Below are 24,624 nucleotides of genomic sequence, written 5' to 3' on the forward strand. Positions count from 1 at the left end.
GGGCGAACTTACAGCGCCATCAAGACGTCCGGGCAGGCGGTCAGGCCCAGATAGATTGCATCCAATTGTTCGCGGCTGGTGGCTTCGATGACGACGGTGACCGCCGTGTAATTGCCGCCTTTGCTGGGGCGGCTGGTGACGGCGCCCTCACGGATGTCCGGTACGTGGCGGCGAATGATTTCGACCACGATCGCGTCGAAGTCGTCGCGGCTTCTGCCCATGGCCTTGATCGGAAATTGGCAGGGAAATTCGAGTAAGGATTCGGATTCGGTCATGACAAAGCGTTCTTATAAGCTTGCAACAATTCGTCCATGCGTTTCCAGAGCGGGCCGGGTTTACCGTCGCCGATCGCGGCACCGTCCAGGTTTACCACCGGTACGATTTCGCGGGTGGAACTGACCACCCAGACTTCGTTGGCTTGTTGCAGCGCTTCCAGGGCGATGATGTCTTCCCGGTAAGGGATTTGGTGCGCTGCCGCCAATTCCAGAATCACGTCGCGGGTGATGCCCGGCAGGATTTCGTGGCCTTTCGGCGGCGTGATCAACTCGCCGTCGATAACGGCAAACAGATTGCTGGCAGCGCCCTCGATGACGTAACCGTTTTTGACCAGAATCGCTTCGGTGCAGCCGCGGTCGACGGCTTCCTGGCGTAGCAGGATGTTGGCCAGTAGCGTGATGGCTTTGATGTCGCACAATTGCCAGCGGGTGTCGTCCAACGTAATCGCTTTGATGCCCTCGCTACGGCCGGGGAAGGGCAGGATGTCGGCAGACATCGCGAACACGGTCGGCGTGGTCTGGGCCGGGAACGCGTGATCCCGTTTCGGCGCCCAGCCGCGGGTGACTTGCAGGTAAATGTATTGGTCGCGGCCGTCGTCGGCCAGTAGCGGCCGGAATATCGCTTCCCATTCGGCCACGCTATGCGACAGCGGCAAACGGATACCGGCCAGGCTGTTGTTCAGGCGGGCGATGTGGTCTTCCAGCCGGAACAGGCGGCCTTTGTAGGCCGGAATTACTTCGTAGACGCCGTCACCGAACAAAAAGCCGCGGTCCAGCACCGAGACCTTGGCGTCCGCCAGCGGCAGGTATTCGCCGTTTAAATAGACTTGTTGCGTCATTCCTTCTCCAGCAAACCGATCGCGGCATCGTACAGGCGACGGAACAGGCCACCCTCGGCCGCGCTATCCAACGTCACCAGAGGCTTGCTGGCAACCGGATCGCCGGCCAGGGTAATGTTCAGACTGCCGACCGTATCGCCTTTGTTGAGCGGGGCGAATACGCCTTTGTCGATCTGGGTTTCGGCTTTCAGTTCGTTGAAGTGCTTACGCGGCGCCGTAACGTACAGGTCTTCCGCCAAGCCGACGGCCAATTTCGATGTCACGCCTTTGCGAATCCGAGTTTCGGCCAAGGCCTTGCCGCCCTCGTACAAGCGGTGGGTTTCGAAGAAACGGAACCCGTAATTCAGCAGCGACTGGCTTTCGTTGGAGCGGGCATTGGCGCTGGCGGTACCCATCACCACCGAGATCAGGCGCATGTCTTCGCGTTTGGCTGAAGCCACCATGCAGTAGCCGGCGTCGTCGGTAAAGCCGGTTTTCAGGCCGTCGACCGACGGATCGCGCCACAGCAGCAGATTGCGGTTTTGTTGGGTGATGCCGTTGTAGGTGAATTCCTTTTGCGAATCCCAGCGGTAGTATTCCGGAAATTCGCGGATCACCGCCTGCGCCAGCAGCGCCAAATCCCGCGCCGAGCTGTAATGGTTGGGGCTGGGCAGGCCGGTGGCGTTTTCGAAATGGCTGTTGGCCATGCCCAGGCGGCTGGCTTGTTCGTTCATCATCGTTGCGAACGTTTGCTCGCTGCCGGCGACGTGTTCGGCCAAGGCCACGCTGGCGTCGTTACCGGATTGAATGATCATGCCTTGCAGCAAGTCTTCGACCCGGACTTGTTTATTGACTTCGACAAACATTTTCGAGCCGCCGGTTTCCCAAGCGTTCTGGCTGATCGTGACTTTCTCGTCCAAGGTTAAATGTCCGGCTTTCAATTCGCGGAACACGACGTAGGCTGTCATGATTTTGGTCAAGCTGGCCGGTGCTACGCGCTTGTCGGCATCTTTCTCGGCCAGAATCCGACTGCTGTCGAAATCCAACAAAAAGTAACTGGAGGCGGCGACGCTGGGGGCGGCCGGGGTGAAAATCGGGCCGGCGGCTGACAAAGACAGGCTGGTGAACAGTAACAGCAGCCCGCCAAACAGGCTGAATGTCATGCGAAGAGGGTGTCTCATGATTGCGATATTCGTATGTCGTTCGGGAAGCCGCTATTGTATCACCCCCGGCTCCCGCTTAGAAAAACCCGAACGCCGGGGCCGCAATACGCAAGCGGTGTGAATTCCGGTCGGCGTTCGACGGCTAGCGTTCGCCGGCGCAAATCCTGAATCGGCAGGCGCAATCCTGCTGCGCCATACACGCCGTTTGTTCGATCGGGCTCTCCAATAAGGTGCCGATCAGCGCCCGGTCGAATTCACACAATTCCGGGAATTGCTGAGCCAAGTCGTGGTAGACGCAGTTCACGGCTTTCAGGCTGAGTTGGCCGTTTTCGGTTTCCAATTCGGCGCGGTAGCCCAGCGTCTGCATCAATTCGACCAAAGTCTGGCGTTTCGCTGCCGGATCTTTGCCATTGAACTGCGGTGCCAACGACTGCGCCAGATTGACGCCCATCCGCGCCAGCATTTGCCGCAGGGCGGCTTCGCCGAGTTCTGATTTCAGTTCCGCCAATAACAAGGTGCAGAACCAGCCGTATTGCTTCGGCAAGCGGTTACGTCCCAGCTCCGTCAATTTGTAACTGCGCGCCGGTCGGCCGCCGGTGCTGTTCAAGGCCGCTTCGGCGACCAGTTGTTCTTTTTCCAATCCGACTAAATGCTGTTTCACGGCATTGCGCGAAATCTGCATTTCGACGGCCAGTTCGTCGATGCTTAGCCCGTTCGATGCAGCGAGCAGTAAATTCAGGATTTGTTCTTGGCGGGAGCCGCTGGGTTGGGTCATGGCAATGCTGCAAGTCAAAGGCTGGAGATGGCGCAATTCTATGCCGGAATCGGTGCTCGGCAAAGTATCGGAAAAGCCGATAGCTAATATAAATAAGTTTTATAATATAAATATTGTAAAAGTCGTCGGGTTGGCTTATTCTGCTCCCGGCTTCCACAAGCCGTACCGATTCATCCATTCCATATAGGCAGAACAATATGAGCGAAACCACTGCAACTCTGTACGAACAACTGGGCGGCGAAGCCGCAGTCAATGCTGCGGTCGATATCTTCTATCGCAAAGTGCTGAGCGACCATCGCATCAACCGCTTCTTCGACCACACCGACATGGACAAACAGGCCGCCAAGCAAAAAGCCTTTTTGACGATGGCCTTCGGTGGTCCCAACAATTATTCCGGCGCCGACATGCGTCAGGCCCATGCTCATCTGGTGAAAAAACTGGGTCTGGACGACTCCCATTTTGACGCCGTGGTCGAAAATCTGGCGATGACCTTGCAGGAATTGAATGTGCCGCAGGCCTTGATTCAGCAAGTCGCGGCGATTGCCGAAACCACACGCAACGACGTGCTGGGCCGCTAAGGGGAGATGCAGGTCATGCAGACACGTAAGATTAGCGTCGGCCGGCGCGAATTGGGTTGCCGGCCGGGCGAGTCGGTATTGGACGCTTTGCTGCGGGAACAGGTCGAGATTGCTTACGGTTGCCGGCAGGGCGCTTGCCAGAGCTGTATCGCCCGCAGCCTGGACGGAGCGCCGCCGGCCGCGGCCCAGGCCGGCTTGAAGGACGTGCTGCGCCATCAGAACCACTTTCTGGCCTGCCTGTGCTATCCGGAACGCGATATGGCGATCGGCATCGGTTCGCCGGAACAACGCTTCTGCCACGCCACCGTGGCCGGCAAGCAGTTGCTCAACGCCGAGACTTTACTGCTGACGCTGCATACCGATCAATCTCTGGACTACTACGCCGGCCAGTTCGTCAATTTGAAGCGCGGCGACGGTTTGCAGCGCAGTTATTCGATCGCCAACAACCGGGTCCACGCCCGCGACTTGACCTTTCATATCCGCCGGTTGGCCGGCGGCCGCTTCAGCGCATGGGCTCACGACGAACTGAAACTCGGCGATCTACTGGAAGTATCCGATCCGCAGGGCCTGTGCTACTACTTGCCCAGCGGGCAGCCGGGCAATTTGTTGTTGATTGGCACCGGCAGCGGCCTGGCGCCGTTGGCGGGTATCGTCAGCGAGGCCTTGCACCACGACCACGCCGGCCAGATTCATCTCTACCACGGTAGCCGGGAAATGGACGGTTTGTATTGGGTGGAGGAGATGCGCGGCCTGGCGGCGCAACACGCCAATTTCCATTACACGCCCTGCGTATCGCGCGGCGATGCACCGGATGGCGTCGCCAGCGGACGAGCTAATGATGTGGCGATGAAGCAATTGCCGGATTTGAAAGGGTGGCGGGTCTACTTGTGCGGCCATCCGGACATGGTGCAGCAGAGCAAACGCCAGGCTTTTCTGAACGGCGCGAAATTCGACGATATTTATGCCGACGCGTTTCATGTGGCGTCGGTCACCTTGGACTAAGCGCCGAGCGCCAAATAATCCCGCTGTCGTTCGGCGGCGGCCAGGTCGCGCAGTTGGGCCAGCACTTGTTGCAGCACCGGCGAGTCGTTGTCGCGACCGGACACCATGTAAGCCGGCAGTGTGAACCGCGGGCTATCCGCCACCAGATGCAAGCGGCCGGATTGCAGAAGCGGTGCCGCCAGGCGGATAGGCAGAAAACAGGAACCGCTGTTTTGCGCCAGGATCAATTGCAGCGCCATCCAGCCGATGTTAACCACTTGCGCGGAGCGTTCCAGGTTCGGAAAGGCATTGTTGTGCTGGGCATAAAAACCCGGCGCCCAATTGACGTAGATGTAGTCGTCGTTGGGCCAGGGCCGGTCCGGATCGGTGCTGAGTAGTAGCAGGGTTTCGTCGAAGATGTGCTCCACCAGCAGGCCCGGGCTGTGTTGCGGCGTATACATCATGCCGATGTCCAGCGCGCCGGAAATCAGGCTGCGCATCAAATCTTCCTCGAAGCCGATATCGGTGCGGATCGAAACATCCGGCATTTGCCGCCGAATCGCACCGATCCATTCCGGCAACAAGCCTTCGCACAAGGCAATGCGGGCGCCGATGCTGACGCTGTCGCGGAAGCGGCTGGGCAAGCCGATGTCGTGGCGGGCCTGTTCCAGGGTCAGCAATAAGGCCTTGGCGTGGCGCAGAAAGCGCTGGCCGGGCTGGGTCAGGCTGGCGCCAGCCCGGTTGCGTAGGAACAAGGTAACGCCCAAATAGGCTTCCAGACGCTGAATCCGGGTACTGACCGTCGATTGGGTCACGTACAGGCGGTTGGCGGCTTCCAGAAAACTGCCGTTGGCGGCGACGCTCAAAAAGGTTCTGATTTGGTCGATGTCCATGCGGTTTAGTATCGGTCTCCTCGATATTAAACTCCAATAAATATCGTTTGTCTTATCCGTGCTGGGTTTTTATAGTGAATAAATATATCGATTCGATCGTATATCCGATCTAGGAGTACAGTATGAAAACGACAACACACACCGATAAATACATTCGTGTCAATTCAAGATGGCTGCTGGGCTTGGCGCTGCCGTTGCTATTGGCGGCTTGTGCCGCGTCGCCGACAAAACCGGTCGCCTTTCAAACCAGCCAAATCCAGTCCTTGTTGATTGTGCCGGTCGCGGCACCGCCTCTGGAAGTCATACCCGACCTGCTGGAGCAACGCGACGCAGCGTATCGCCACACCCAGAATATGGCGATGGGCGTGGCGCTGGATAGGCAAAATTATCAGACTGCGGGCGGCATCGTCGTCGCCGGCATGCTGAGCAATGCGGCGGACGACGTCGATGCAATGATCGACGCTTTGCCGCCGACCGCCGCCGGTGGCCGCGCGGCTCAAACCCCGTGGACGCCGGAAAAGTCTGCGGCCGAAGCCTTGCAGGGCTTGTTGGCCCAATCTAACCGCGGTGCCGAATTGAGTCGCGACGGCTACCGATTGGCCGCGACGGATGATGCCAGCCTGCCACAATGGCGCCGAGCCATTCAAGCTTGGTATGCGCAGGATCTCAGCCAGACCAACTATGCGAGCCGTGGTCAATACGATGCCGTAATCGAATTGGGCGTGGGCCGTTACCGAATCTTCGAAGGCCAAACCTCGTTGCAACTGATGCTGAAATTGATTGATCCAGCTTCGGGCCGCGTGTTGGCCCGCGCCCATTCCGAGAGCTTTCGGGTCGACGATGGCGCTCTGGCGTCGCTTCAACACGATGGTAAGGCATTTCGGCAACTGATTGCCGAGATGGCGGTACCGCTGTTGCGGCAAAGTCTCGGCGATTTGGGGCTGCGCAATGTGTCGAACGCCAATCAGAGCTGAGAACGGGCAAGCAGATTGAAGGATGAGCGCCGATTACCCGAAACGGCTGCGCGGTTGGCGCTTCAGTTTATTCAACCTGCTGCTCGGCGGCGGTCATGCCTTGGTGATTTTCAACGCCGGCGCCTATATCGCGATGCTGCCCAGGGTCGCGGCCGGTTTGGGCGTGCCGCCCAGCTTCGGCACCTGGACCCAGACCGACTACATGATCGCGCTGGCCCTGGGCTTGCCGATCGGGGGCTGGCTGGGCCGCCGATTCGGCGAATACCGGCCGCTGATCTGGGCGTTCGCCGGTTTTGCGTTGGCCTCGTGGCTGTGCGCGCTCGCCGAAGACTTTCATCTGTATCTGGCGGCGCGAGTGGTGCTGGGCTTCTGCGGCGGCCTGACCCTGCCGTTGGGCCAGGCCTTGTTGCTCAAGGAATATCCGGACCAGCGCAAGTCGCTCGCTATCGGTGTCTGGAGTTTGTTTACCCTGACGCCGTTTACCTTCGGTCCGCCGCTGGGCGGCTGGGTGGCCGATTCGCTGGGTTGGCGCTGGCTGTTTTGGGGCAATATCCCGCTGGCGTTGGCGATTGCCGGCTTGTTGGGCGCCTTGCTGTACGGCCGCGGCGGGCCGCGCTTGCGGCAACGCTTGGATGTTCCGGGTTGCCTGATGGCGATAGCGATTTTATTTGGCGTGCAAGCCCTGCTGAACCAAGGCAATGACTGGGATTGGGCCAATTCCGGTTACCTCCTGGCGCTGGGTGTCGGCGTGGTCGTGTTGCTGCTGTATTGGCTGATTTGGGAATGGGGTTGCCGCCGGCCGTTTCTGGATATTCGCTTGTTCGCCCGACGCAATTTTACGATCGGCGTGATCGGCTTGTGCGTCGGTTTTCTGTGTTTTCAGGGTTTGTTGTCGTTGCTGATCGTGCAATTGCAACTGGCGCTGGGTTACTCGTCGTTTCTGGCCGGCCTGGTGTTTTTGCCGATGGCGATTTTCGCCAAACCGATAGCCGGTATTTTTCATGAGGTAGTCAAGCGGGTCGATGCCCGCCTGCTGGCCAGCGCCAATCTGTTGGGTTTTGCCGCCACTTATTTTTGGTTGAGCCGATTCGACGACCCGGACAGTTTTGCCCAGTTGTGCTGGCCGAAACTGCTGGAGGGCGCCTGTCTGGGCAGTTTTTTCGTACCGTTAACCGCGTTGATGTTGCACGGCATTCCGGCCGAGCGGCATTGGCGGGCGCTGGAATTGGCCAATCTGTTGCGTATCGCCGCCGGCGCGATCGGTATTGCCTTGCAAGGCGTGATTTTCTACCGGCGTACGCCGTTGCATATGACCCGTTTCGCCGAAAGCCGCGACGCTTGGTCGGATGCCGGCGCGGATGCGCTGCAAAATTTACTGGCCGGCGGCTTCGAGGCCGATGCCGCGCTGGCCAAATTCGCCAAACTGGCGGGCAAGGCCCAAGCCATTCGCGGCTTGAACGACGCCTTCTGGTTGGCCGGCTGTATTTTCGTCGTTCTGGCGGCCTTGGTTTGGTTGGCCGAGCCGACCCGCGCCCCGGTTCGTGCCGCGCCGGCCATGCAGCGCGCGCTGGAAGAAGCATTAGTGGAGGAGGATGCATGATGGCCGTGGCGCAACGGTTCAGCTTGGTATTGTTGGCGATCGCTACAGGCGGCTGCGCGTTGTTCGGCGAGGACAGCCCTCGCGCCCAACTGGCGCTGATGCCGTCCATCGAGCAAACCTTGGCGCGTACCAGCACCGAGATGGCCGTGCAAGGCTCTTGGCCGGAGCAGCGCTGGTGGACGGCGTTCGGCAACCCGACCTTGAACGGCTTGATCGAAACCGCGCTGGCCGGCAATCCCAATCTGAAAGTCGCCGAGGCGCGTCTGCAGCAGGCCGAAACCTTGGCCGACTTTGAAGCTGCCGACCTGTATCCGACCGTAGACGCCAACGTCAGCTTTGCCGCGCAACGCTTTTCCGCCGACAGCGTGCAGGCTAAATTCGCCGGCCAGCACTTCCGCCACTTGTTGGTCAACCCGCTGGTGTTGCGCTACCACCTGGATTTTTGGGGGCGCGACCAGGCCAGTCTGCAAAGCGCGGTCGATCGCTCGCTGGCCGCCAGTGCCGAACTGGCCGACGCCCGGCTGTTGCTGGCCGTGGCCGTGGCAGGAGCCTATTTCGATTTACTGGCGGCCGCCGAAGAGTCAGAAGTGGCCGAACATATCGTCGCCGACCGGGAGACGCTTTACCGGTTGGAACAGAGCCGCCGCGCCGCCGGTTTGATTGGCGAAACGCCGCTGTGGCAAGCCGAACGCAATCTGCGCGCGGCCCAACAGGCGGCGGCCGGTTTGCGCGCCGAACAGGAATTGTGCCGTAACCAATTGGCCGCGTTGGCCGGGCAGGGTGCCGATTGGGGAACGCGGATCGGTATCGACGCCAAGGTCGTTCCGCAAGCGCTGGCCTTGCCGGCCGATCTGCCGTTGCGGTTGCTGGCGCGGCGGCCGGATCTGCATGCCGCGCGCTTGCAGGCCGAGGCCGCCGCCGAGGATATTCATGTCGCCAAAACCGCGTTTTATCCGGATGTCAATTTGCTGGCTTTCACCGGCTTTCACAGCGTCAGCCTGATCGATATTGCCTTGCAAGGCTCGAGTCTGGCCTATGCCGTCGGCCCGTCCGTCGAGTTGCCGATATTCGAAGGCGGCCGCTTGCGCGCCCAGCTTGGTTATCGGAAGGCGGCCTACGACCTGGCGGTGCAGCGCTATAACGCCGGCTTGCTGCATGCCGTGCAGGATGTCGCCGACGCCTTGAGCCGTTGGCGCGAACTGGATACCAAAGCCGCCGCACAGCAGCAAGCCGTGGCGGCCGCCGAAGCGCAAAGCCGGCTCAGCGAAAGCCTGATGCGCAACGGTTTGCACGATCGCGGCAAGCCTGTGCTGGCGCGGCTCGAAGCCAATCGCGAGCGCCTGCTGCTGGCCGGCTTGGCGGCCGAACAACATAAAAACGCGGTCAGCCTGATCAAAGCCTTGGGCGGCGGTTACCAAGCAGCCGCCGAATCCGCAAACCAACCCTGAACCCCTATGCAGAAAACGATTCGCCCGCGCGAGATTCTCCAGCAGCGTCGCCGCCGGCTGCGCTTTGTCACCATGATGTTGTTGCTGGCCGCGCTTGCTTGCGGACTCTATTGGTGGCTCACGCAACGCGATTGGGTAAAGACCGACGACGCCTTCATCGCCGGGCATTTGATTGGGGTCAAGGCTCAGGTCGACGGCACGGTGGTCGAGATCCTGGCCGAGAATACCCAAGCGGTTAACAAAGGCGATGTGCTGGTGCGGCTGGACGGCAGCTACGCGCGGGTGGCGATGCAACAGGCCGAAGCCGAGTTGGCGAAAACCGTGCGCGAGTTTTATGCCTTGAAAGCCCGGTTGGCGAGTTTGGGACAGCGCCTGGCGGCCAAGCAAGCTGCCGTGGCTCAAGTCGAACATGATTTGCAACGCTTTAAAGCCGCGGCCGGCGACGGTGCGGTGTCCGACCAGCAAGTACAGAATGCCGAAGACAAATTGCGCGAATTGGCGGCGGCGATACGCGAGACCCGCGCCGAGCAGGACGGCGTGGCCGCCCAGTTGCGCGACTCCGGCGTCGAGGACTATCCGGCGGTGGCACAGGCCAAGAGCCGCTTGCGCCGGGCTTATCTGGATTACCGGCGGCGCGAGGTGCGGGCGCCGGTGGCGGGCTATGTCGCCAAGCGCAAGGTGCAGGTCGGCGACAATTTGCATGCCGGCGCGGCGTTGATGGTGGTGGTGCCGCTGGAAGAGCTCTGGGTCGAAGCCAATTTTCTGGAAACCCAGATTGCCGATATTCGACCGGGCCAGGCCGCCGAGATTCGGGTCGATGCTTTCGGCGGCGAACGGTTGTACCACGGCCGGGTACAGGGCTTGAATCCCGGTTCCGGCAGCAGTTTCGCGCTGTTGCCGACCGATAACGCCACCGGCAATTTCATTCACATTGCCGAGCGGGTGCAGGTACGGATTGCGCTGGCGCCGGACGAATTGCGCGCCGCGCCGTTACAGCCGGGATTATCGACTTTGACCCGGGTGCATATTGCCGGTGGTGGTGCGTCGGCTTTGGCATCGGAGGTGACTTTGGCCGGAGCCGCCTACCGCACCGATATTTACGACCACGAACTGGATGGGGTCGAGGACAAAATCGGCCAGATTATCGCCGCCAACCGGTCCTGACCGAGCCGTTGCGCCGGTCGGAATAACCGTAAAAATTGCTGCAATTCACGGCCTGTCCGTGTATCTTTGTGGATTGGTTAACATGACCATAACGAAAAGTTTAACCGCCAGCCCGACAGGGGCGGCTTTCTCGACTGTTTAACTCACGGATCAACCATGTGTTTTAGCGCCAATATGTCTTTGGGATTGGGGGTGGCCGGCTTGGTCGCGTCCAGCGTCACGTTTCTGGATAAGGACGAAACCTTTTGGGTCAGACTGGCCCGGGCCTATGCGATTTTCCATTTTTCGCTGATGGAATTCATTCAGTATTTCGCCTATCCGGTCGCCGACCAGTGCGGCTACGGCACTAATTTATTGCTCAGCGAATTGTCGTCGGTGCATATCAGCTTGCAGGCTTTTGCGATCATGCCGGCTTTGGCGACGTATTCGACCGACCCCAATGCCTTACGCAAAGCCTTTTTCGTCGGTTCCAGTCTGAGTGGCTTGTTCTTGATTCTGACCCGCTTGCCCAACGATTGGCAGTTGTTCGGTATCGATCCCAACTTCATCGGCCGCATGCAGTCCTGCCTGTTCATGGGGATTTACCATATCGGCTATGCGATCTCCAGCGCCTTCGGCCTGCTGGTCACTCACGGCTCGTTGTTTGCGCTGGCTTTGAGCGGCTTTGTCTGGAAAAACAATTGGCGGATCGGCACTTACCATTGCTTCGGGGCGTTGATGACCTTGTTCGTGCCGCAGTGGCTGTTTGGCGTTTCGACCGGCGAAGCGGCGGCGATGTATTGCTTTTACTCGATTCCGATCACAGCCAGTTTCATGCCGCAATTCAAACAGATTTTCATCGGCAGGGCCGCTAATTCGGCCGACGGTATGCCGGCGCGGCAGGAGTCTTAGCCGGTCAATGCCAGGCTTCTCTGAACCGCCGGTAAAATTCGGGGTCGCTGACCGTGGCCCCGCGTTGTCCGACGATGGCCGAGGCGAAATCTTGGGCGCGTTCCAGCGTCGGCGCCAGCGGCCAGCCGCGGGCTATCCCCAACAGCAACACTGCGGCAAAGGCGTCGCCGGCGCCTACCGTGTCGACCAGCGTCACGCTGCCGGCCGGTCTCACTTCGACAAATTCGCCGCCCGCGGTCAGCGCTAGTGCGCCATGCTCGCCGCGAGTCACCACCACGCCCCGCAAATCGTAACGTTGTTGCAATAGCAGCAGTTTGCTGTCGATGGCTTGGCTCTCCGGCAGCAAGAATGCCAGCTCTTCGTCGTTCAACTTCAACCAATCGGCATCGGCTATCCATGTGTGAATGTCGTCCGCATTCCACCAGGGCGCGCGCAGATTGACGTCGAAAAACACCGGGCCGCGCCATTGGGGTTTGATCTGTTCGAAAGTCGCGCGGGATACGTCATGCCGCAGCGCCAGACTGCCGTGGTAGAGCAAACCTGACTCGTGGCCGATGGGCAATTCCGGGGTGGCAATGTAGTCGTAAGCTTGCTCCGCCAGAATATGGTAACTCGGCTGGCCGTTGTCGATACTGACTGTCACGCTACCGGTCGGACGGGCGGCGTCTATCTCCACCCCATTTTGGCGCATGCCTTGGGTTTGCATGGCCGCCAACAATTCCGCCCCGGCCGAATCCCGGCCGATGCGGCTGACGAATAAGGGTTCGGCGCCCAAGCCTTGCAAATGCCAGGCAACGTTGAACGGTGCGCCGCCGAGAATCCGGCTGCCGTCCGCAAAACAATCGAACAGCGCTTCGCCGAAAATGGTGATCGAATCTGCCGGCATGGTGTCAGCCTCTTGCAAAAGGGAGTGGGGCGGCAACCTTAGCCAATCGGCCGGAAAATGGCAATCCGTTGCGGTTGGCAAACGGGCCGACGGTCGTTTTAAGGGCGGCAGCTGACGTCTTATGCACCGGATTGGTGCGCTGGTTTCGGGTTGTCTGTCGACGCCTATTTAACCGGCTGATAAATCAGCATTAATTTGTTTGGCATGTGGTTTGCTCTGGGTTAAGTCATGAATACACAAAATATTTTCGATGAAATGCGGGCCGGAGACGGCCAGGTGCGACGCCTGTATCAACCGTTTTCGGAGTGGCTGAAAGGTGTCGATCATGCTCAACTGATGCAGAAATCCCGTGAAGCGGAAATGCTGTTCCGCCGGGTTGGCATCACGTTCAACGTTTACGGCGAGGAAGCCGGTGCCGAACGCTTGATTCCGTTCGACGTGATTCCGCGGATACTGGCGGCCAACGAGTGGCGCCAGCTTTCGGCCGGCGTGATCCAACGCGTCGCGGCCTTGAACGCCTTCCTGAACGACTTGTACCACGACCAGGAAATTATCAAGGCCGGTATTGTGCCGGCGACCATCCTGGAAAACGAAATGTACCGGCCGGAAATGCAGGGTGTAGACGTGCCGGGCGGCATCTACGCCCACATCGCCGGTATCGATATCGTCCGCACCGCGGAAAACCAGTTCTACGTGTTGGAAGACAATCTGCGCACGCCTTCCGGCGTGTCCTACATGCTGGAAAACCGCAAAATGATGATGCGGCTGTTTCCGGAACTGTTCCGCCGTTATGCAGTGGCGCCGGTCGAGCACTATCCGCAGGTGTTGTTGAACAACTTGCGCGCCGTAGCGCAGCCTGGCGTGTATGATCCGGTGGTGGTGCTGCTGACGCCGGGCGCCTACAACAGCGCTTATTTCGAGCACGCATTTTTAGCGCAACAAATGGGTATCGAATTGGTGGAAGGCCAGGACCTGTTCTGTAGGGAGAATGCTGTGTTCATGCGCACCACCGAAGGGCCGAAACGGATCGACGTGATTTACCGCCGGATCGACGACGACTTCCTCGATCCTTTGGCGTTCCGCGAAGATTCCATGCTCGGCGTGCCGGGGCTGGTTTCGGTCTACCGCAACGGCGGCGTGACTTTGGCCAACGCAATCGGTGCCGGCGTCGCCGACGATAAATCGACTTACACCTTTGTACCGGACATGGTGCGTTTCTACCTGGGCGAGGAGCCGATATTGTCCAATGTGCCGACTTACAAGCTGGAAAACCCGGACGACTTGAAATATGTGCTAGAGCATCTGGCCGAACTGGTGGTGAAAGAGGTACAGGGCTCCGGCGGTTACGGCATGTTGGTAGGACCGACTGCATCGAGGCAGCAAATCGAAGATTTCCGGGCCCGGATACTGGCCGAACCGGACAATTACATCGCCCAGCCCACCTTGGCGCTGTCGACGTGTCCGACTTTGGTTGAGCAGGGCGTGGCGCCGCGCCACGTCGATCTGCGACCGTTCGTGTTGTCCGGCAAGACCGTAACGCTGGTGCCGGGCGGATTGTGCCGGGTGGCGATGCGGGAGGGGTCGTTGGTGGTCAATTCCTCGCAAGGGGGCGGTACCAAGGACACCTGGGTGTTGAACGGAGATAAACCATGCTGAGCCGTACCGCCGATCATTTATATTGGATGGCCCGCTATATCGAGCGTGCCGAAAACATGGCTCGGGTGCTGGATGTGACCGACCGCATGTCGCTGGTCGCCAACAGCGCCTATGACGAGGCGGCGCGCTGGAAGCCGCCGGTATTGATCGCCGACGACCTTGCCGCGTTCGAGCGCGATTACGGCAGTTACACGGCGGCGAACGTGATGCGTTATATGGCCTTGGACGAGCGCAATCCGTCCAGCATCGTCAGCGCGCTGGGGGCGGCACGGGAGAATGCCAGGGCGGTGCGAGTGGCGATGTCGTCGGAGATGTGGGAAACGGTCAACGCGCTGTGGCTGGAATTGCGGCAACGGATCCGGCTGGGCCTGCGCGAGGCCGATATCGGCGAATTTTGCGATTGGGTCAAGTCGCGCTCGCACCTGTTCCGCGGCGTGACCTTCGGTACCATGTTGCGCGACGACGGCTATAAATTCGTGCGGCTGGGCAGTTTCGTCGAACGCGCCGACAATACCGCGCGGTTGCTGGATGCCAAGTTTCAGTTGCTGCTGCCTAACGAAGATCCGGCCGCCGAAGTGGATTATTACGAATGGAGCTCGTTGTTGCGTTCGGTATCCGCGTTCGAGGCCTATCAGAAAGTTTACCGCGATACGATAGAACCGACCAAAGTCGCCGAGCTGTTGGTGTTGCGCGACGATATGCCGCGGTCGCTGCATGCCTGCTACGACGAGTTGGCGCCGATTCTGGAACAGCTTTGCCGCCAGCCCGGCTGCGAGTGCTTGCGTTTGGCCGGCGAGAACCATGCCCGGCTGCATTTCGGCCGGATTACCCACATCTTTAATAGCGGACTGCACGAGTTTTTGCAGGATTTTATCGCCCGTAACAATGCGCTCGGCATCGAGATTCAGCGCGCGTTTTTGAATAGCCCGGATTGAACCGCCGGGGAATTGCGGCTGGCCGCGGACAATGTCCGCTACAGATGCGGAACGGACAACAAGTGTTAAAGGAAGCAGGATGGTTAATTCATTGATACACCCCAAACAGGGCGATAAGGCCAATTCGGCCTGGTTCGACGAGTTTCTGGTCCGGTTGCTGGAAAACCGCGACCGTACCGGATTGACCGAAATGATTCGCGAGATCGATGCGTTGATGATCACGGTAGAGCCGGGCTGCTCGGCGGCTTATGTCAGCGAATTGGCCCTGATGACGCCCTATCATTACTTGGTGACATTGGAGTCGGAGTCGCATTGGACCCATATCCTGCGCATCGATATGGAGTCGCCGGACTTGCTGGTGCGGGAAGTGCGCGATCCGGGGCGCGGCGATATCTTCCGCAGTTTGAACGAGGTCTATCCGATCGGAGCGCATAAACCCAACTCGCGCTATATGGGCGAGATTTTCCGGGTCAGCAATCTGCACGAAGTGGTGGAGCAGCAAAAAAGCCGGGAAATCCGCTTTTTCAACCAGGACCAGATCCGAAAACTGGAATTGCCCGGCAATATGGCCATCGTCAAGCCGTCGCCTTACACCCACAACATCGTCGCTTATTGGGAACGGCCGCCGGAAGACATCCGGGTGTACGCATTGGGCAATAGCGTGATCCTGGACGAAGTCAATCGCGGTTACCATGCCGCCAAGGCGATTCAGGAAGAACTGGGGCTGGATAAACTGATCAGGCCGATCGACCATTTGGCGACGCGGGTTTACAGCCAGAACCGGGAAGTGGCGATTCTGGAGTATTTGACCCTGTCCAGCTATTACTACTGGGGGTCCTACGATATCGCCAATCAGAATTCGTCGACCAACGTCACCAAGAGCATCCATTACGCCGACGAACGGATTAGTCCGGCCAAAGTATTCACGGCGGCCAACCAGCCGTATTTCGTCAACCATTTGGTCGGATTGCCGTCGCCGACCGAAAATTTTGTCCGCAATTACGGGCCGCGTCTGCATCATTTGGCGCTGGCGGTCGCGGACGGCGAGACCGGCAACCAGGCCAATATCGATTATGTGGTCGATGCGATCCGGGCCAGGGGTAAGGATTTCCTGCTGGATGTGATCGGCTCGCGGGAAGAGGGTTTGAAGCAGATTTTTTCCAGCGCCTCCGAGCACTCGTCGTTGATTATCGAATACGTGCAGCGCTTTGGCGATTTCGACGGCTTTTTTACCAAGCAAAACGTTGCCGAGTTGACCCATGCCGCCGGCGTGGAGGAAAACTTGCGGCTATTACAGGCTGAAAGCGAAGCCGCCAATCCATTGGTGAATGCATGAGTATCCGGGTCGCGATAAACCACAAGACCAGCTATTTCTACGATAAGCCGGTGCAACTGGCGCCGCACGTGTTGCGCTTGCGGCCGGCCGTACATTCGCGGACGCCGATTTCGGCCTATTCGCTGCGGGTCAAACCGGAAAAGCACTTTATTAATTGGCAGCAGGACCCGTTCGGCAACTATTTGGCCCGGCTGGTGTTTCCGGAAAAAACCCGGGAGCTGTCGATTGAGGTGGATTTGATCGCGGAAATGACCGTGATCAATCCGTTCGATTTTTTCCTGGAGGAATACGCCGAGAAATATCCGTTCGAGTATCCGGAGCAGCTGGCCAAGGAATTGATCCCGTATCTGGAAATTCGCGAGAAAGGGCCGTTGCTGACCGATTTTCTGAAATCCCTGCCGCGTAACGAACAAGCTGTGGTCGATTTTCTGGTGGCGGCGAACCGGGCGGTTAATCAGGCGGTGGCTTACTCGATCCGGATGGAGCCGGGTGTGCAAAGTTGCGAGGAGACTTTGCAAAAGAAACTGGGTTCCTGCCGCGACTCCGGTTGGCTGTTGGTGCAAGTGCTGCGACACATGGGCTTGGCGGCGCGCTTCGTCTCCGGCTATTTGGTGCAACTGGTGGCCGACGTCAAAGCGTTGGACGGGCCGTCCGGTACCGATCACGATTTCACCGACCTGCATGCCTGGGCCGAAGTCTACATTCCGGGCGCGGGTTGGATCGGGATGGATCCGACCTCGGGTTTGTTTGCCGGGGAGGGCCATATACCGTTGGCCTGTACCGCGGATTACGTCAGCGCGGCGCCGGTCAGCGGCGGCTTTACCGGAGAGGCTCAGACCCGTTTCGAATTTGCCAACCGCGTCACCCGGATTCATGAAGATCCGCGTGTCACCAAACCTTACACCGAGCGGCAATGGGCCGAGATCGATGCCTTGGGCGAGAAAGTCGACGCCGAATTGGTGGCCGGCGACGTCAGGCTGACGATGGGCGGGGAGCCGACGTTTGTTTCGATCGATAACATGGATGCGCCGGAATGGAACACGGAGGCCGATGGCCTGGAAAAACGTAAGCTGGCCGGCAAATTGATTCGGCGCTTGCGCGAGAGTTTTGCACCGGGCGGTTTGTTGTACTTCGGCCAAGGCAAATGGTATCCGGGTGAGGCTTTACCGCGCTGGCAGCTGGCTTGCTTCTGGCGCAAGGACGGCTTGCCGGTCTGGAAAAATCCGGGATTGCTGGCCGACGAAAGTCGGGATTACGGATTCGGTAGGGAGCAGGCAGAGGGATTTGTGCGGGATCTGGCCAAGCGGCTGGGCTTGAAGGCGGCCTGCATCGTGCCGGGTTATGAAGATCCCGTGCATTATTTACACCAGGAAAGCCTATTGCCAGCTAATTTCGATCCGCAGCAGGCCGACTTAACCGACGATCTGGAACGGCAGCGGCTGGTCAGAATATTGAGCGGCAATTTGGGTGAAGCGGCCGGCTACGCCTTGCCGTTACACTGGAGTTATAGGGCTCGCTCCTGGAATAGCGCTGTGTGGTCATTTCGTCGCGGCGAGATGTATTTGTTGCCCGGCGATTCGGCGATGGGCTTGCGGTTGCCGTTGAACAGCCTGCCGTGGGTGCCGTTCGAACAACGGGAACAGCCGGTGGAGCGTAGTTTGTACGATACGGTTGAACCGCTGGGCGATATCGACTCGGAAGTCAGCCGGCGCTATAGCCAAACCGCGAAACAGGAATGGCATCCCCCCGAAATGGAGGCCGTGGACGAGCGCGACTCGAAAGACCCGCTGTGGATACCGCATACCGCAATGGTGGTAGAAAGCCGGGAGGGGCGCTTGTATGTGTTTTTGCCGCCGACTAATGAACTGGAGCACTATCTGGATCTGATCGCCTCGGTGGAGGCCACCGCTGCGGCATTGAAACTTCCGGTTGTGATCGAAGGCTACCAGCCGCCGCACGATTTGCGTCTGAACCGCTTGCCGGTGACGCCGGACCCGGGGGTGATCGAGGTCAACATCCATCCCGCCGCCAGTTGGCGCGAGCTGGTCGAGAATACGGCCACGCTATACGAAGATGCGCGGCTGACCCGGTTGAGTACCGAAAAGTTCATGCTCGACGGCCGTCATACCGGCACCGGCGGTGGCAACCATGTCACTCTGGGCGGAATCACACCGGTAGACAGCCCGATTCTGCGCCGTCCCGACTTGCTGCGCAGTTTGGTCACCTATTGGCAGCACCATCCGGCCTTGTCCTATTTGTTTTCCGGTTTGTTTATCGGCCCAACCAGCCAGGCGCCGCGGGTCGACGAGGCCCGTAACGATAGTTTGTACGAACTGGAAATTGCGTTTCAGCAAATGCCGGACGGCGAAGTGCCGGCGCCCTGGCTGGTGGACCGGTTGTTGCGAAATTTGTTGGTCGATATGACCGGCAATACCCACCGCGCTGAGTTTTGCATCGACAAGCTCTACGCGCCGGGTAGCGACTCCGGTCGACTGGGGCTGCTGGAGTTGCGCGCGTTCGAGATGCCGCCGCATGCGCGGATGAGTCTGATGCAAATGTTGCTGCTCAGAACCTTGGTGGCTTGGTTTTGGCGCGAGCCCTACCGGAAGCCGCTGGTGCGCTGGGGGACGCAATTGCACGATAAATACATGCTGCCGCACTTTATCGCCAGCGATATCCAGGATGTGGTGCTGGATCTGCAGACCGCCGGCTACGATTTCAAGAGCGAGTGGTTTGCGCCGTTTTTGGAATTCCGGTTTCCGCACATCGGTAGCATGCGCGTGGGTAATTTGCAGTTGGATTTACATCAGGCGATTGAACCATGGCATGTGCTGGGCGAGGAAATCACCAGCGGCGGTACTGCACGGTATGTGGATTCTTCAGTCGAACGGCTGCAAGTATCGCTGAACGGTGCGATGGGCGAGCGTTACCTGTTGAGTTGTAATGGCCGGCGGGTGCCGTTGCGGCCGACGGCAAAGCAAGGCGAGATGGTAGCCGGGATTCGCTACCGGGCCTGGAATCCGCCTTCTGCCTTGCATCCCACCATCGGCGTACAGGCGCCGTTGGTATTCGATTTGATCGATACCTGGAACGGCCGTTCGGTGGGTGGTTGCACCTACCATGTCAGTCATCCCGGCGGGCGGAATTACGACACTTTGCCGGTGAATGCCTACGAAGCCGAAGGCCGGCGGGTTAGTCGGTTTTTGCGGCACGGTTACACGCCGAGTGCCGGATCGGCGGAAGTGCCTGTCGAGCAATTGAATAGGGATTATCCGTTGACTCTGGATTTACGCTGGAATGCCACTAGGTAACTTGTTGCCTCGGTGGAGGTTGTACTTTTTTGTCACGCGGTTTCAAAATTAACAGAATTGAGATACCATTTTGAAATGGCGCGTGAAAAAGTTTTCATAGTTAGTTGAACTTATTAAACAAATTTATTAAGTGTGGTGCCGCGTGATCCAAAGTCCGCATTCATTCGATAGTTGTTTCGAGGTGTTTTTAGCCGATACGCCTGAAGCAAAAGATATCCATTACCGTATTCGCTACCGTGTTTATTGTGACGAGTTGGGCTTCGAGGACAAGCAGTTGTATCCGGACGGGATCGAGAGCGACGAGTGGGATAGTCGCGCTGTGCATTTTCTGGTCCGGCATAAATTTAGCGGCGAGTGGCTGGGTGCGCTCAGATTGGTCAGGCCCGGCAAGCAAGGCTTTCCATTCGAAGAACATTGTACCCCGTATCGAAGCCTCCCAAAGGCTTGTTACAGCCGTGCTGTAGAGATTTCCAGGCTCTGCGTGGTCAAAGAGGCTAGGCGTTTTGCGCTGCGCAAAAGCAATGTCCATTTCGATGCTAAATCGACGAATATCAGCTTTTTGCACGATTACCGTAATCTGAATCGAAGCATCATGTGGGGGCTTTATCGGGCGGCAACGGTTTATTCGGCCCGGAGCGGTATCGACGACTGGTTTATTTTGGTTACGCCGGCACTAGCGTACTTTGTTAGCAAGGAAGGCTTCTCGATGCGCCGAATCGGCGATGCGTGCGATCATCGCGGGCAAAGAACCCCTTATCGTTTGAACGTTAAACACATCTTGCAAAATCCGCTGTGGTTACAGGACTACCAACAGGATTACCGTTTGTATTCGGAATTAGCCGAGACGCGTGCGGTCCGTTACGGCGGTAGGGATTTGCATCAAATCGGGGTAGTTTCCTACGTAAACCGTGCGTGACGGTGACTACGGTGGTGGCTGGTCGTCAGAATGGTTTCTGATTAAGCCCTGTAAGCCGTACTTTTCGAACAGCCCGTAAAGTGTAGGGCGAGTTACTCCCAGTAACTTAGCCGCTTCGGAAACGTTGTTGTCCGCATAATTCAAGGCGCGTTTGATGGCTACCGTTTCTGCGGCCTCCCGTACCGATTTCAGATTGAGCGGCATCGTATGCTCTGCCGAGTGGCCGATCTCCAGATCGGTTGCGGTGACGACGTTGCCGTCCGACAATATCGTTGCCCGTTTGATTTTATTCTCCATCTCCCGGATGTTGCCTGGCCAGTAGTAGGTCTCCATAGCCTGGGCGGCGTCGTGGGAGAAATGTTTTTCCTTCATATGGTTTTCCCGGCAGTAGCGCTGTAGCAGGGCGTTAGCGATAGTAATTATGTCGCCCTCCCGTTCACGCAATGGCGGAATATCGACCACGATTTCACTCAACCGATAATACAGGTCACCGCGGAAAGCGCCTTGCTCGATCAGGTCCGGTAATTTGCGGTGGGTGGCGCAGATGATTCTGACATCGACAGCTATCTCCTTGCGGCCCCCCAAGCGCTCTATCACGCGTTCCTGAATAAAACGGAGTAATTTGGCCTGTAACGCGAACGGCAAATCGCCGATCTCGTCCAAGAAAAAAGTACCGCCTTGGGCATATTCGATCTTGCCTTTGGTTTGGGCGACCGCCCCGGTAAATGCGCCTTTTTCGTAGCCAAACAGTTCGCTTTCCAGCAGCGTTTCGGGTATTGCTGCGCAGTTCACCGCGACAAATGGCTGGTCGGCGCGCGAACTTAGCTTGTGCAAGGCTTTGGCTAATAATTCTTTACCGGTGCCGCTTTCGCCGAGTAAGAGAACGGTGGCCTGGGTTGGCGCAATTTTCTCGACCATGCGCATAACCGACTGCATCTGCGGACTGGTGGCTATTACGCCGTGCAGCGGCTTTTGCTGCTGCAGATTCTGATAGTCGCGCTCTAAGGTATCCAACTGAAAGGCGCGTTCGATAATCAGGCCGAGAATATCCGGGTCGACAGGCTTTTGGTAAAAATCGTAAGCTCCCAATGCTACGGCGTGAATTGCATTGGCACGGTCATCGTTGCCGGTGACGACGATGATTTTTGTTGCGGGGGCAAGAGCCAGAATTTCTCGCAGTGTGGCTAAGCCTTCACTGGCATTGCTCGGGTCCGGAGGCAGGCCCAGATCCAACGTGACAACACTGGGCGTATGTCTTCTAAAAGCGGCAATGGCTTCACTCCGGTTGCCGGCAACAACGACTTCGTATTGTTCGAAGCTCCATTTCAACTGTTTTTGCAAACCTGGGTCGTCTTCAACAACGAGCAGTAGTCTTGATTGGGTCATTAATTTCTTGGGTTTTCGGAAAGGCGTTTTGCTAACGGCAGTTGTATCGTGAATGTCGTGCCGAAGCCAGGTTCACTGTCGACGTGAATCTGGCCTGAGTTCTTAGTGATGTAATCACGGGCTTCGTAAGCACCTATTCCCATACCGGCGTTACCTTTGGTGGTGTCGAATGGTTTGAATAAGCGTTCGGCTATGAATTGTTGATTCATGCCTGTGCCGTTATCCACGATCTTGACCTGAGCATAGTCTTGGTTTTTTGTTAATTCAAGCTTAACCCAGCCACCGTCGCCCCGCGTGGCGTCCTGGGCATTTTGTACCAAGTTGGTCAATATATTGGTTAATTTTATTTTGTCTGCGGAGACCGGGCACTCGTCTAGGTCGGTTTTTAACTCTATCGGCGGCGATCCGAGGTGTTGTTGGGCTATTGAGCGGACGATGGTCGCTAGATTGACGATGCTGTTTGCGGTGGCTTGAGGTTCTCCTTGTTTTAGCTGTTCGACAATATGGTGCATTTTTTTGACAACATTATTCAACGTGTCGATAGTGTCGTCGAAAAAATCGGGGTTATGTTTGTGTTTTTCGGCGTTTCTGACAATCAATGAGATTTGTGCGACTAAGTTTTTTAAATCGTGCACTAAAAAAGCGGAGAGCCTATGGTAGGTTTCGAATTGGCGATTGTTAGCCAACTCTTCGCTGGCTCGATTCAGCGCTAACGCGTTCGCTAGTTGCATGCCGACCGTTTTCAGTAGGTCATGGTCTTCCCAGTTGAGTTTTCTCGGCACTCTGGCCTGAGTTAAGACGACGAAAGCTTCCAGTTTGTTTAAGTGAAATAGCGGGACTATCAACCAGACTTGACTGTCTTCGTAGCACCAGGGGGACAAATCGATGTCGTCGTATACTTCGGGAGCATGGGATAATTCAAAGAAGTCTATAACCCACTGTTTGTTTGCCAAATAAAGGGGCAGGTCGCCTACGTTATGTAGGTAATCAATTTCCTGAGGTGTTAGTCGCAAATTTTGCTCCGCGGCCAGAAAAAATTTGCCTTGGTCATTTTTTAGCCATAAACCGCCGCCAGTGCTTTCCACCAAATCGGTCAGGGTGTTGATAATAAAGCCTTTCAGTTCTTCCAAGGATTCAAGTTTGGCTAGAGCCTTACTGATTTTGAGCCACTCCTCGCGGTAGTCGTAACTGTAGTGAAAAAAATGTTTGCTAAAGTAAACCTTGGCTAGGGCTCTAATCTTGCCCGACGTGAAAGGTATGATCAGTAGCAGTAGTGCCAGAAATATGAATACTGTTTGAGCGGTTTCACCCCACTCGGTGTTTGCGCGTTTGATATAGAACCCGGCGAAAGACATTAAAATGAGATATGCACCGCAGCCAAATAAGATTGTGGTGTAAAAAATAGTCTTGCGGGGTGTTGTCAGTTCCTGGTTTTCACTGTTAAGCTTGAGTCGGGTAGAAGTGATTGCCAAAAATGGGGTTACCATCGCATTGGTGATGCCGCGCGATTGCCAGAGTGCGAAGTCCAGATGGTTGAACAACAGAGATTTGCTGTAAACCAGTAAATCTACGGCAAAAATGGCGCCCAGGCTGACACAGAGGAATTTTAAATTCCAGCGCTGTTTCAAGGGGGTGCTGCGATAAAGTTGCTCGACCAGAATCAGACCGAGAACTGCAAATACAACATGACCGGCAAATCTGGGATCGGTGTCGAGAACGCTGGTTGTCCATCTCAACGCTTGCGGAAACGCCTCCAGGCAAAAAATTAGCAATGCAAACGCTGAAATAACGATGCTCGTGTGCCCTTTAAACAATTGCTTGTAGCTATTGTAACGCTGTTTCGAAAGTAACGATCCCAGTAGGAAAAACCATGCTCCGTTGCGTATCGTTTCGTGGGCGAGGGTGTCGGCGAAGAAATAGTGGCTATTTTTTGTTGCGAGCGTCACGCTCGTCGACCATACGACGGAGCAGAGAACTGCTATTATGAAAGGGTAATATCGGGTTTTAATGGTTACAACGAAAATCAATAAAAGCCCGTACGCGACGCTGGCAGTGAAGTAGCTGTAGTAAATATAGTTTTCCATGTATGGGTGTTGGGGCTGCATGCTTCCCGCGGCATTATAACCAGCGAGTCAGTGTTATTGATATGGTTTCGCCTGATGATTGAGATACTTAGTGACGTTCTGAAAAACCCGTTGTTTAAAGAGGGTAGTGCGTGGCGGAGGTATAAGCTGAACGCAGGTGCCACTATCGTCAAAAAGGGTGATCAAGGAAAAAGTTTGTTTTACTTGGAAGCAGGCTCGGTCAGGGTTTTAGGAGGGGCTGAACTGGATGGCAATAAGCGGGTCAGTCCAGGTCTATGTGATCTCGAAGCCGGAGCCGTTTTTGGCGACGTATGTTTGTACGAGGCTAGGGAGCGCACGGCCTCAGTCATATCGTTGACAGATGTCCAGTTACTGGAGATTCGTAGTGACATGTTAAGCGTTTACATGGATGACCATCCGGTTCAGGGGTATTTGTTTCTGAAAGAGTTGTTTCAAACAATGTCGAGGCGATTGGGGTTGGCAAATGATCGTATCGAGCATTTACTGGCATGGGGTATCAAAGCTCATGATATCGATAAGTATTTATAGTCGAT

Annotated in this window: 21 protein-coding genes; 13 read left to right on the forward strand and 8 right to left on the reverse strand. The window is 57.1% G+C overall.

Features of this window, described 5'->3' with window-relative positions:
* Positions 1–8: 8 nt before the first annotated feature.
* The 4 genes from AC0IM9_RS04280 to AC0IM9_RS04295 form a co-directional block, all read right to left on the reverse strand.
* Entirely contained in the window at positions 9–275 is a 267-nt protein-coding gene (locus tag AC0IM9_RS04280; RefSeq protein ID WP_140910575.1) for a YbeD family protein, read from the reverse strand.
* Positions 272–1,114: a D-amino acid aminotransferase gene (locus AC0IM9_RS04285; protein ID WP_482803184.1), complete on the reverse strand. Its 843-nt coding sequence runs from the start codon at positions 1,112–1,114 to the stop codon at positions 272–274. Before AC0IM9_RS04285 ends, AC0IM9_RS04280 begins: the two co-directional genes overlap by 4 nt.
* A complete protein-coding gene (locus AC0IM9_RS04290; RefSeq protein WP_482803185.1) occupies positions 1,111–2,274 on the reverse strand; it encodes a D-alanyl-D-alanine carboxypeptidase family protein in 1,164 nt (387 codons plus the stop codon). Before AC0IM9_RS04290 ends, AC0IM9_RS04285 begins: the two co-directional genes overlap by 4 nt.
* Before the next feature lie 124 nt (positions 2,275–2,398).
* Entirely contained in the window at positions 2,399–3,031 is a 633-nt protein-coding gene (locus tag AC0IM9_RS04295) for a helix-turn-helix transcriptional regulator (RefSeq protein ID WP_140910578.1), read from the reverse strand.
* A gap of 197 nt (positions 3,032–3,228) precedes the next feature.
* Here AC0IM9_RS04295 and AC0IM9_RS04300 point away from each other — a divergent pair, with 197 nt between their 5' ends.
* Positions 3,229–3,609 (forward strand): group I truncated hemoglobin, encoded by a 381-nt coding sequence (locus tag AC0IM9_RS04300; RefSeq protein ID WP_140910579.1) that lies wholly within the window; start codon positions 3,229–3,231, stop codon positions 3,607–3,609.
* A 15-nt stretch (positions 3,610–3,624) separates the two neighbouring features.
* Entirely contained in the window at positions 3,625–4,611 is a 987-nt protein-coding gene (locus AC0IM9_RS04305) for a 2Fe-2S iron-sulfur cluster-binding protein (protein ID WP_482803186.1), read from the forward strand.
* Here the strand turns inward: AC0IM9_RS04305 and AC0IM9_RS04310 are convergent.
* Positions 4,608–5,483: a LysR family transcriptional regulator gene (locus AC0IM9_RS04310; protein WP_482803187.1), complete on the reverse strand. Its 876-nt coding sequence runs from the start codon at positions 5,481–5,483 to the stop codon at positions 4,608–4,610. The two genes, AC0IM9_RS04305 and AC0IM9_RS04310, sit on opposite strands and share 4 nt — an antisense overlap.
* 122 nt (positions 5,484–5,605) lie before the next feature.
* On the opposite strand from AC0IM9_RS04310, the gene AC0IM9_RS04315 reads away from it, so the two are divergent.
* The 5 genes from AC0IM9_RS04315 (at position 5,606) to AC0IM9_RS04335 (ending at position 11,560) form a co-directional block, all read left to right on the forward strand.
* A complete protein-coding gene (locus AC0IM9_RS04315) occupies positions 5,606–6,457 on the forward strand; it encodes a hypothetical protein (RefSeq protein WP_445371095.1) in 852 nt (283 codons plus the stop codon).
* Positions 6,458–6,479: 22 nt separating this feature from the next.
* Positions 6,480–8,057, forward strand: a complete 1,578-nt coding sequence (locus AC0IM9_RS04320; RefSeq protein WP_445371094.1) for a DHA2 family efflux MFS transporter permease subunit — start codon at positions 6,480–6,482, stop codon at positions 8,055–8,057.
* Positions 8,054–9,505, forward strand: a complete 1,452-nt coding sequence (locus AC0IM9_RS04325; RefSeq protein ID WP_445371093.1) for an efflux transporter outer membrane subunit — start codon at positions 8,054–8,056, stop codon at positions 9,503–9,505. The genes AC0IM9_RS04320 and AC0IM9_RS04325 overlap by 4 nt, the downstream gene beginning before the upstream one ends.
* A 6-nt stretch (positions 9,506–9,511) precedes the next feature.
* Entirely contained in the window at positions 9,512–10,669 is a 1,158-nt protein-coding gene (locus AC0IM9_RS04330; RefSeq protein ID WP_445371092.1) for an HlyD family secretion protein, read from the forward strand.
* 156 nt (positions 10,670–10,825) lie between these two features.
* Positions 10,826–11,560 carry a DUF5765 domain-containing protein gene (locus tag AC0IM9_RS04335; RefSeq protein WP_140910585.1) on the forward strand — a complete coding sequence of 245 codons (735 nt, stop codon included), beginning with the start codon at positions 10,826–10,828 and terminating at the stop codon, positions 11,558–11,560.
* Between the two features lie 4 nt (positions 11,561–11,564).
* Here AC0IM9_RS04335 and AC0IM9_RS04340 read toward each other — a convergent pair whose 3' ends face one another.
* Positions 11,565–12,446, reverse strand: coding sequence for a carbohydrate kinase family protein (locus AC0IM9_RS04340; RefSeq protein ID WP_482803188.1), 882 nt, complete (start codon positions 12,444–12,446; stop codon positions 11,565–11,567).
* A gap of 228 nt (positions 12,447–12,674) precedes the next feature.
* On the opposite strand from AC0IM9_RS04340, the gene AC0IM9_RS04345 reads away from it, so the two are divergent.
* From AC0IM9_RS04345 to AC0IM9_RS04365, 5 genes are all read left to right on the forward strand, one after another.
* Positions 12,675–14,102 carry a circularly permuted type 2 ATP-grasp protein gene (locus tag AC0IM9_RS04345; RefSeq protein WP_482803189.1) on the forward strand — a complete coding sequence of 476 codons (1,428 nt, stop codon included), beginning with the start codon at positions 12,675–12,677 and terminating at the stop codon, positions 14,100–14,102.
* Positions 14,096–15,037 carry an alpha-E domain-containing protein gene (locus AC0IM9_RS04350; protein ID WP_482803190.1) on the forward strand — a complete coding sequence of 314 codons (942 nt, stop codon included), beginning with the start codon at positions 14,096–14,098 and terminating at the stop codon, positions 15,035–15,037. Before AC0IM9_RS04345 ends, AC0IM9_RS04350 begins: the two co-directional genes overlap by 7 nt.
* A 79-nt stretch (positions 15,038–15,116) precedes the next feature.
* Positions 15,117–16,373, forward strand: coding sequence for a hypothetical protein (locus AC0IM9_RS04355; RefSeq protein ID WP_278211345.1), 1,257 nt, complete (start codon positions 15,117–15,119; stop codon positions 16,371–16,373).
* A complete protein-coding gene (locus AC0IM9_RS04360; protein ID WP_482803191.1) occupies positions 16,370–19,684 on the forward strand; it encodes a transglutaminase family protein in 3,315 nt (1,104 codons plus the stop codon). The genes AC0IM9_RS04355 and AC0IM9_RS04360 overlap by 4 nt, the downstream gene beginning before the upstream one ends.
* Positions 19,685–19,826: 142 nt before the next feature.
* Entirely contained in the window at positions 19,827–20,600 is a 774-nt protein-coding gene (locus AC0IM9_RS04365) for a PEP-CTERM/exosortase system-associated acyltransferase (RefSeq protein ID WP_482803192.1), read from the forward strand.
* Positions 20,601–20,606: 6 nt separating this feature from the next.
* On the opposite strand, the gene prsR is transcribed toward AC0IM9_RS04365, so the two are convergent.
* Together prsR and prsK are read right to left on the reverse strand one after the other, a co-directional pair.
* Positions 20,607–21,986 carry a PEP-CTERM-box response regulator transcription factor gene (gene prsR / locus AC0IM9_RS04370; RefSeq protein WP_482803193.1) on the reverse strand — a complete coding sequence of 460 codons (1,380 nt, stop codon included), beginning with the start codon at positions 21,984–21,986 and terminating at the stop codon, positions 20,607–20,609.
* A complete protein-coding gene (gene prsK, locus AC0IM9_RS04375) occupies positions 21,986–24,070 on the reverse strand; it encodes an XrtA/PEP-CTERM system histidine kinase PrsK (protein WP_482803194.1) in 2,085 nt (694 codons plus the stop codon). The genes prsR and prsK overlap by 1 nt, the downstream gene beginning before the upstream one ends.
* 75 nt (positions 24,071–24,145) lie before the next feature.
* Here prsK and AC0IM9_RS04380 point away from each other — a divergent pair, with 75 nt between their 5' ends.
* Entirely contained in the window at positions 24,146–24,619 is a 474-nt protein-coding gene (locus tag AC0IM9_RS04380; RefSeq protein ID WP_278211349.1) for a Crp/Fnr family transcriptional regulator, read from the forward strand.
* Positions 24,620–24,624 lie beyond the last annotated feature (5 nt).

The organism is Methylomonas sp. Uni0011 (genome assembly GCF_056850255.1).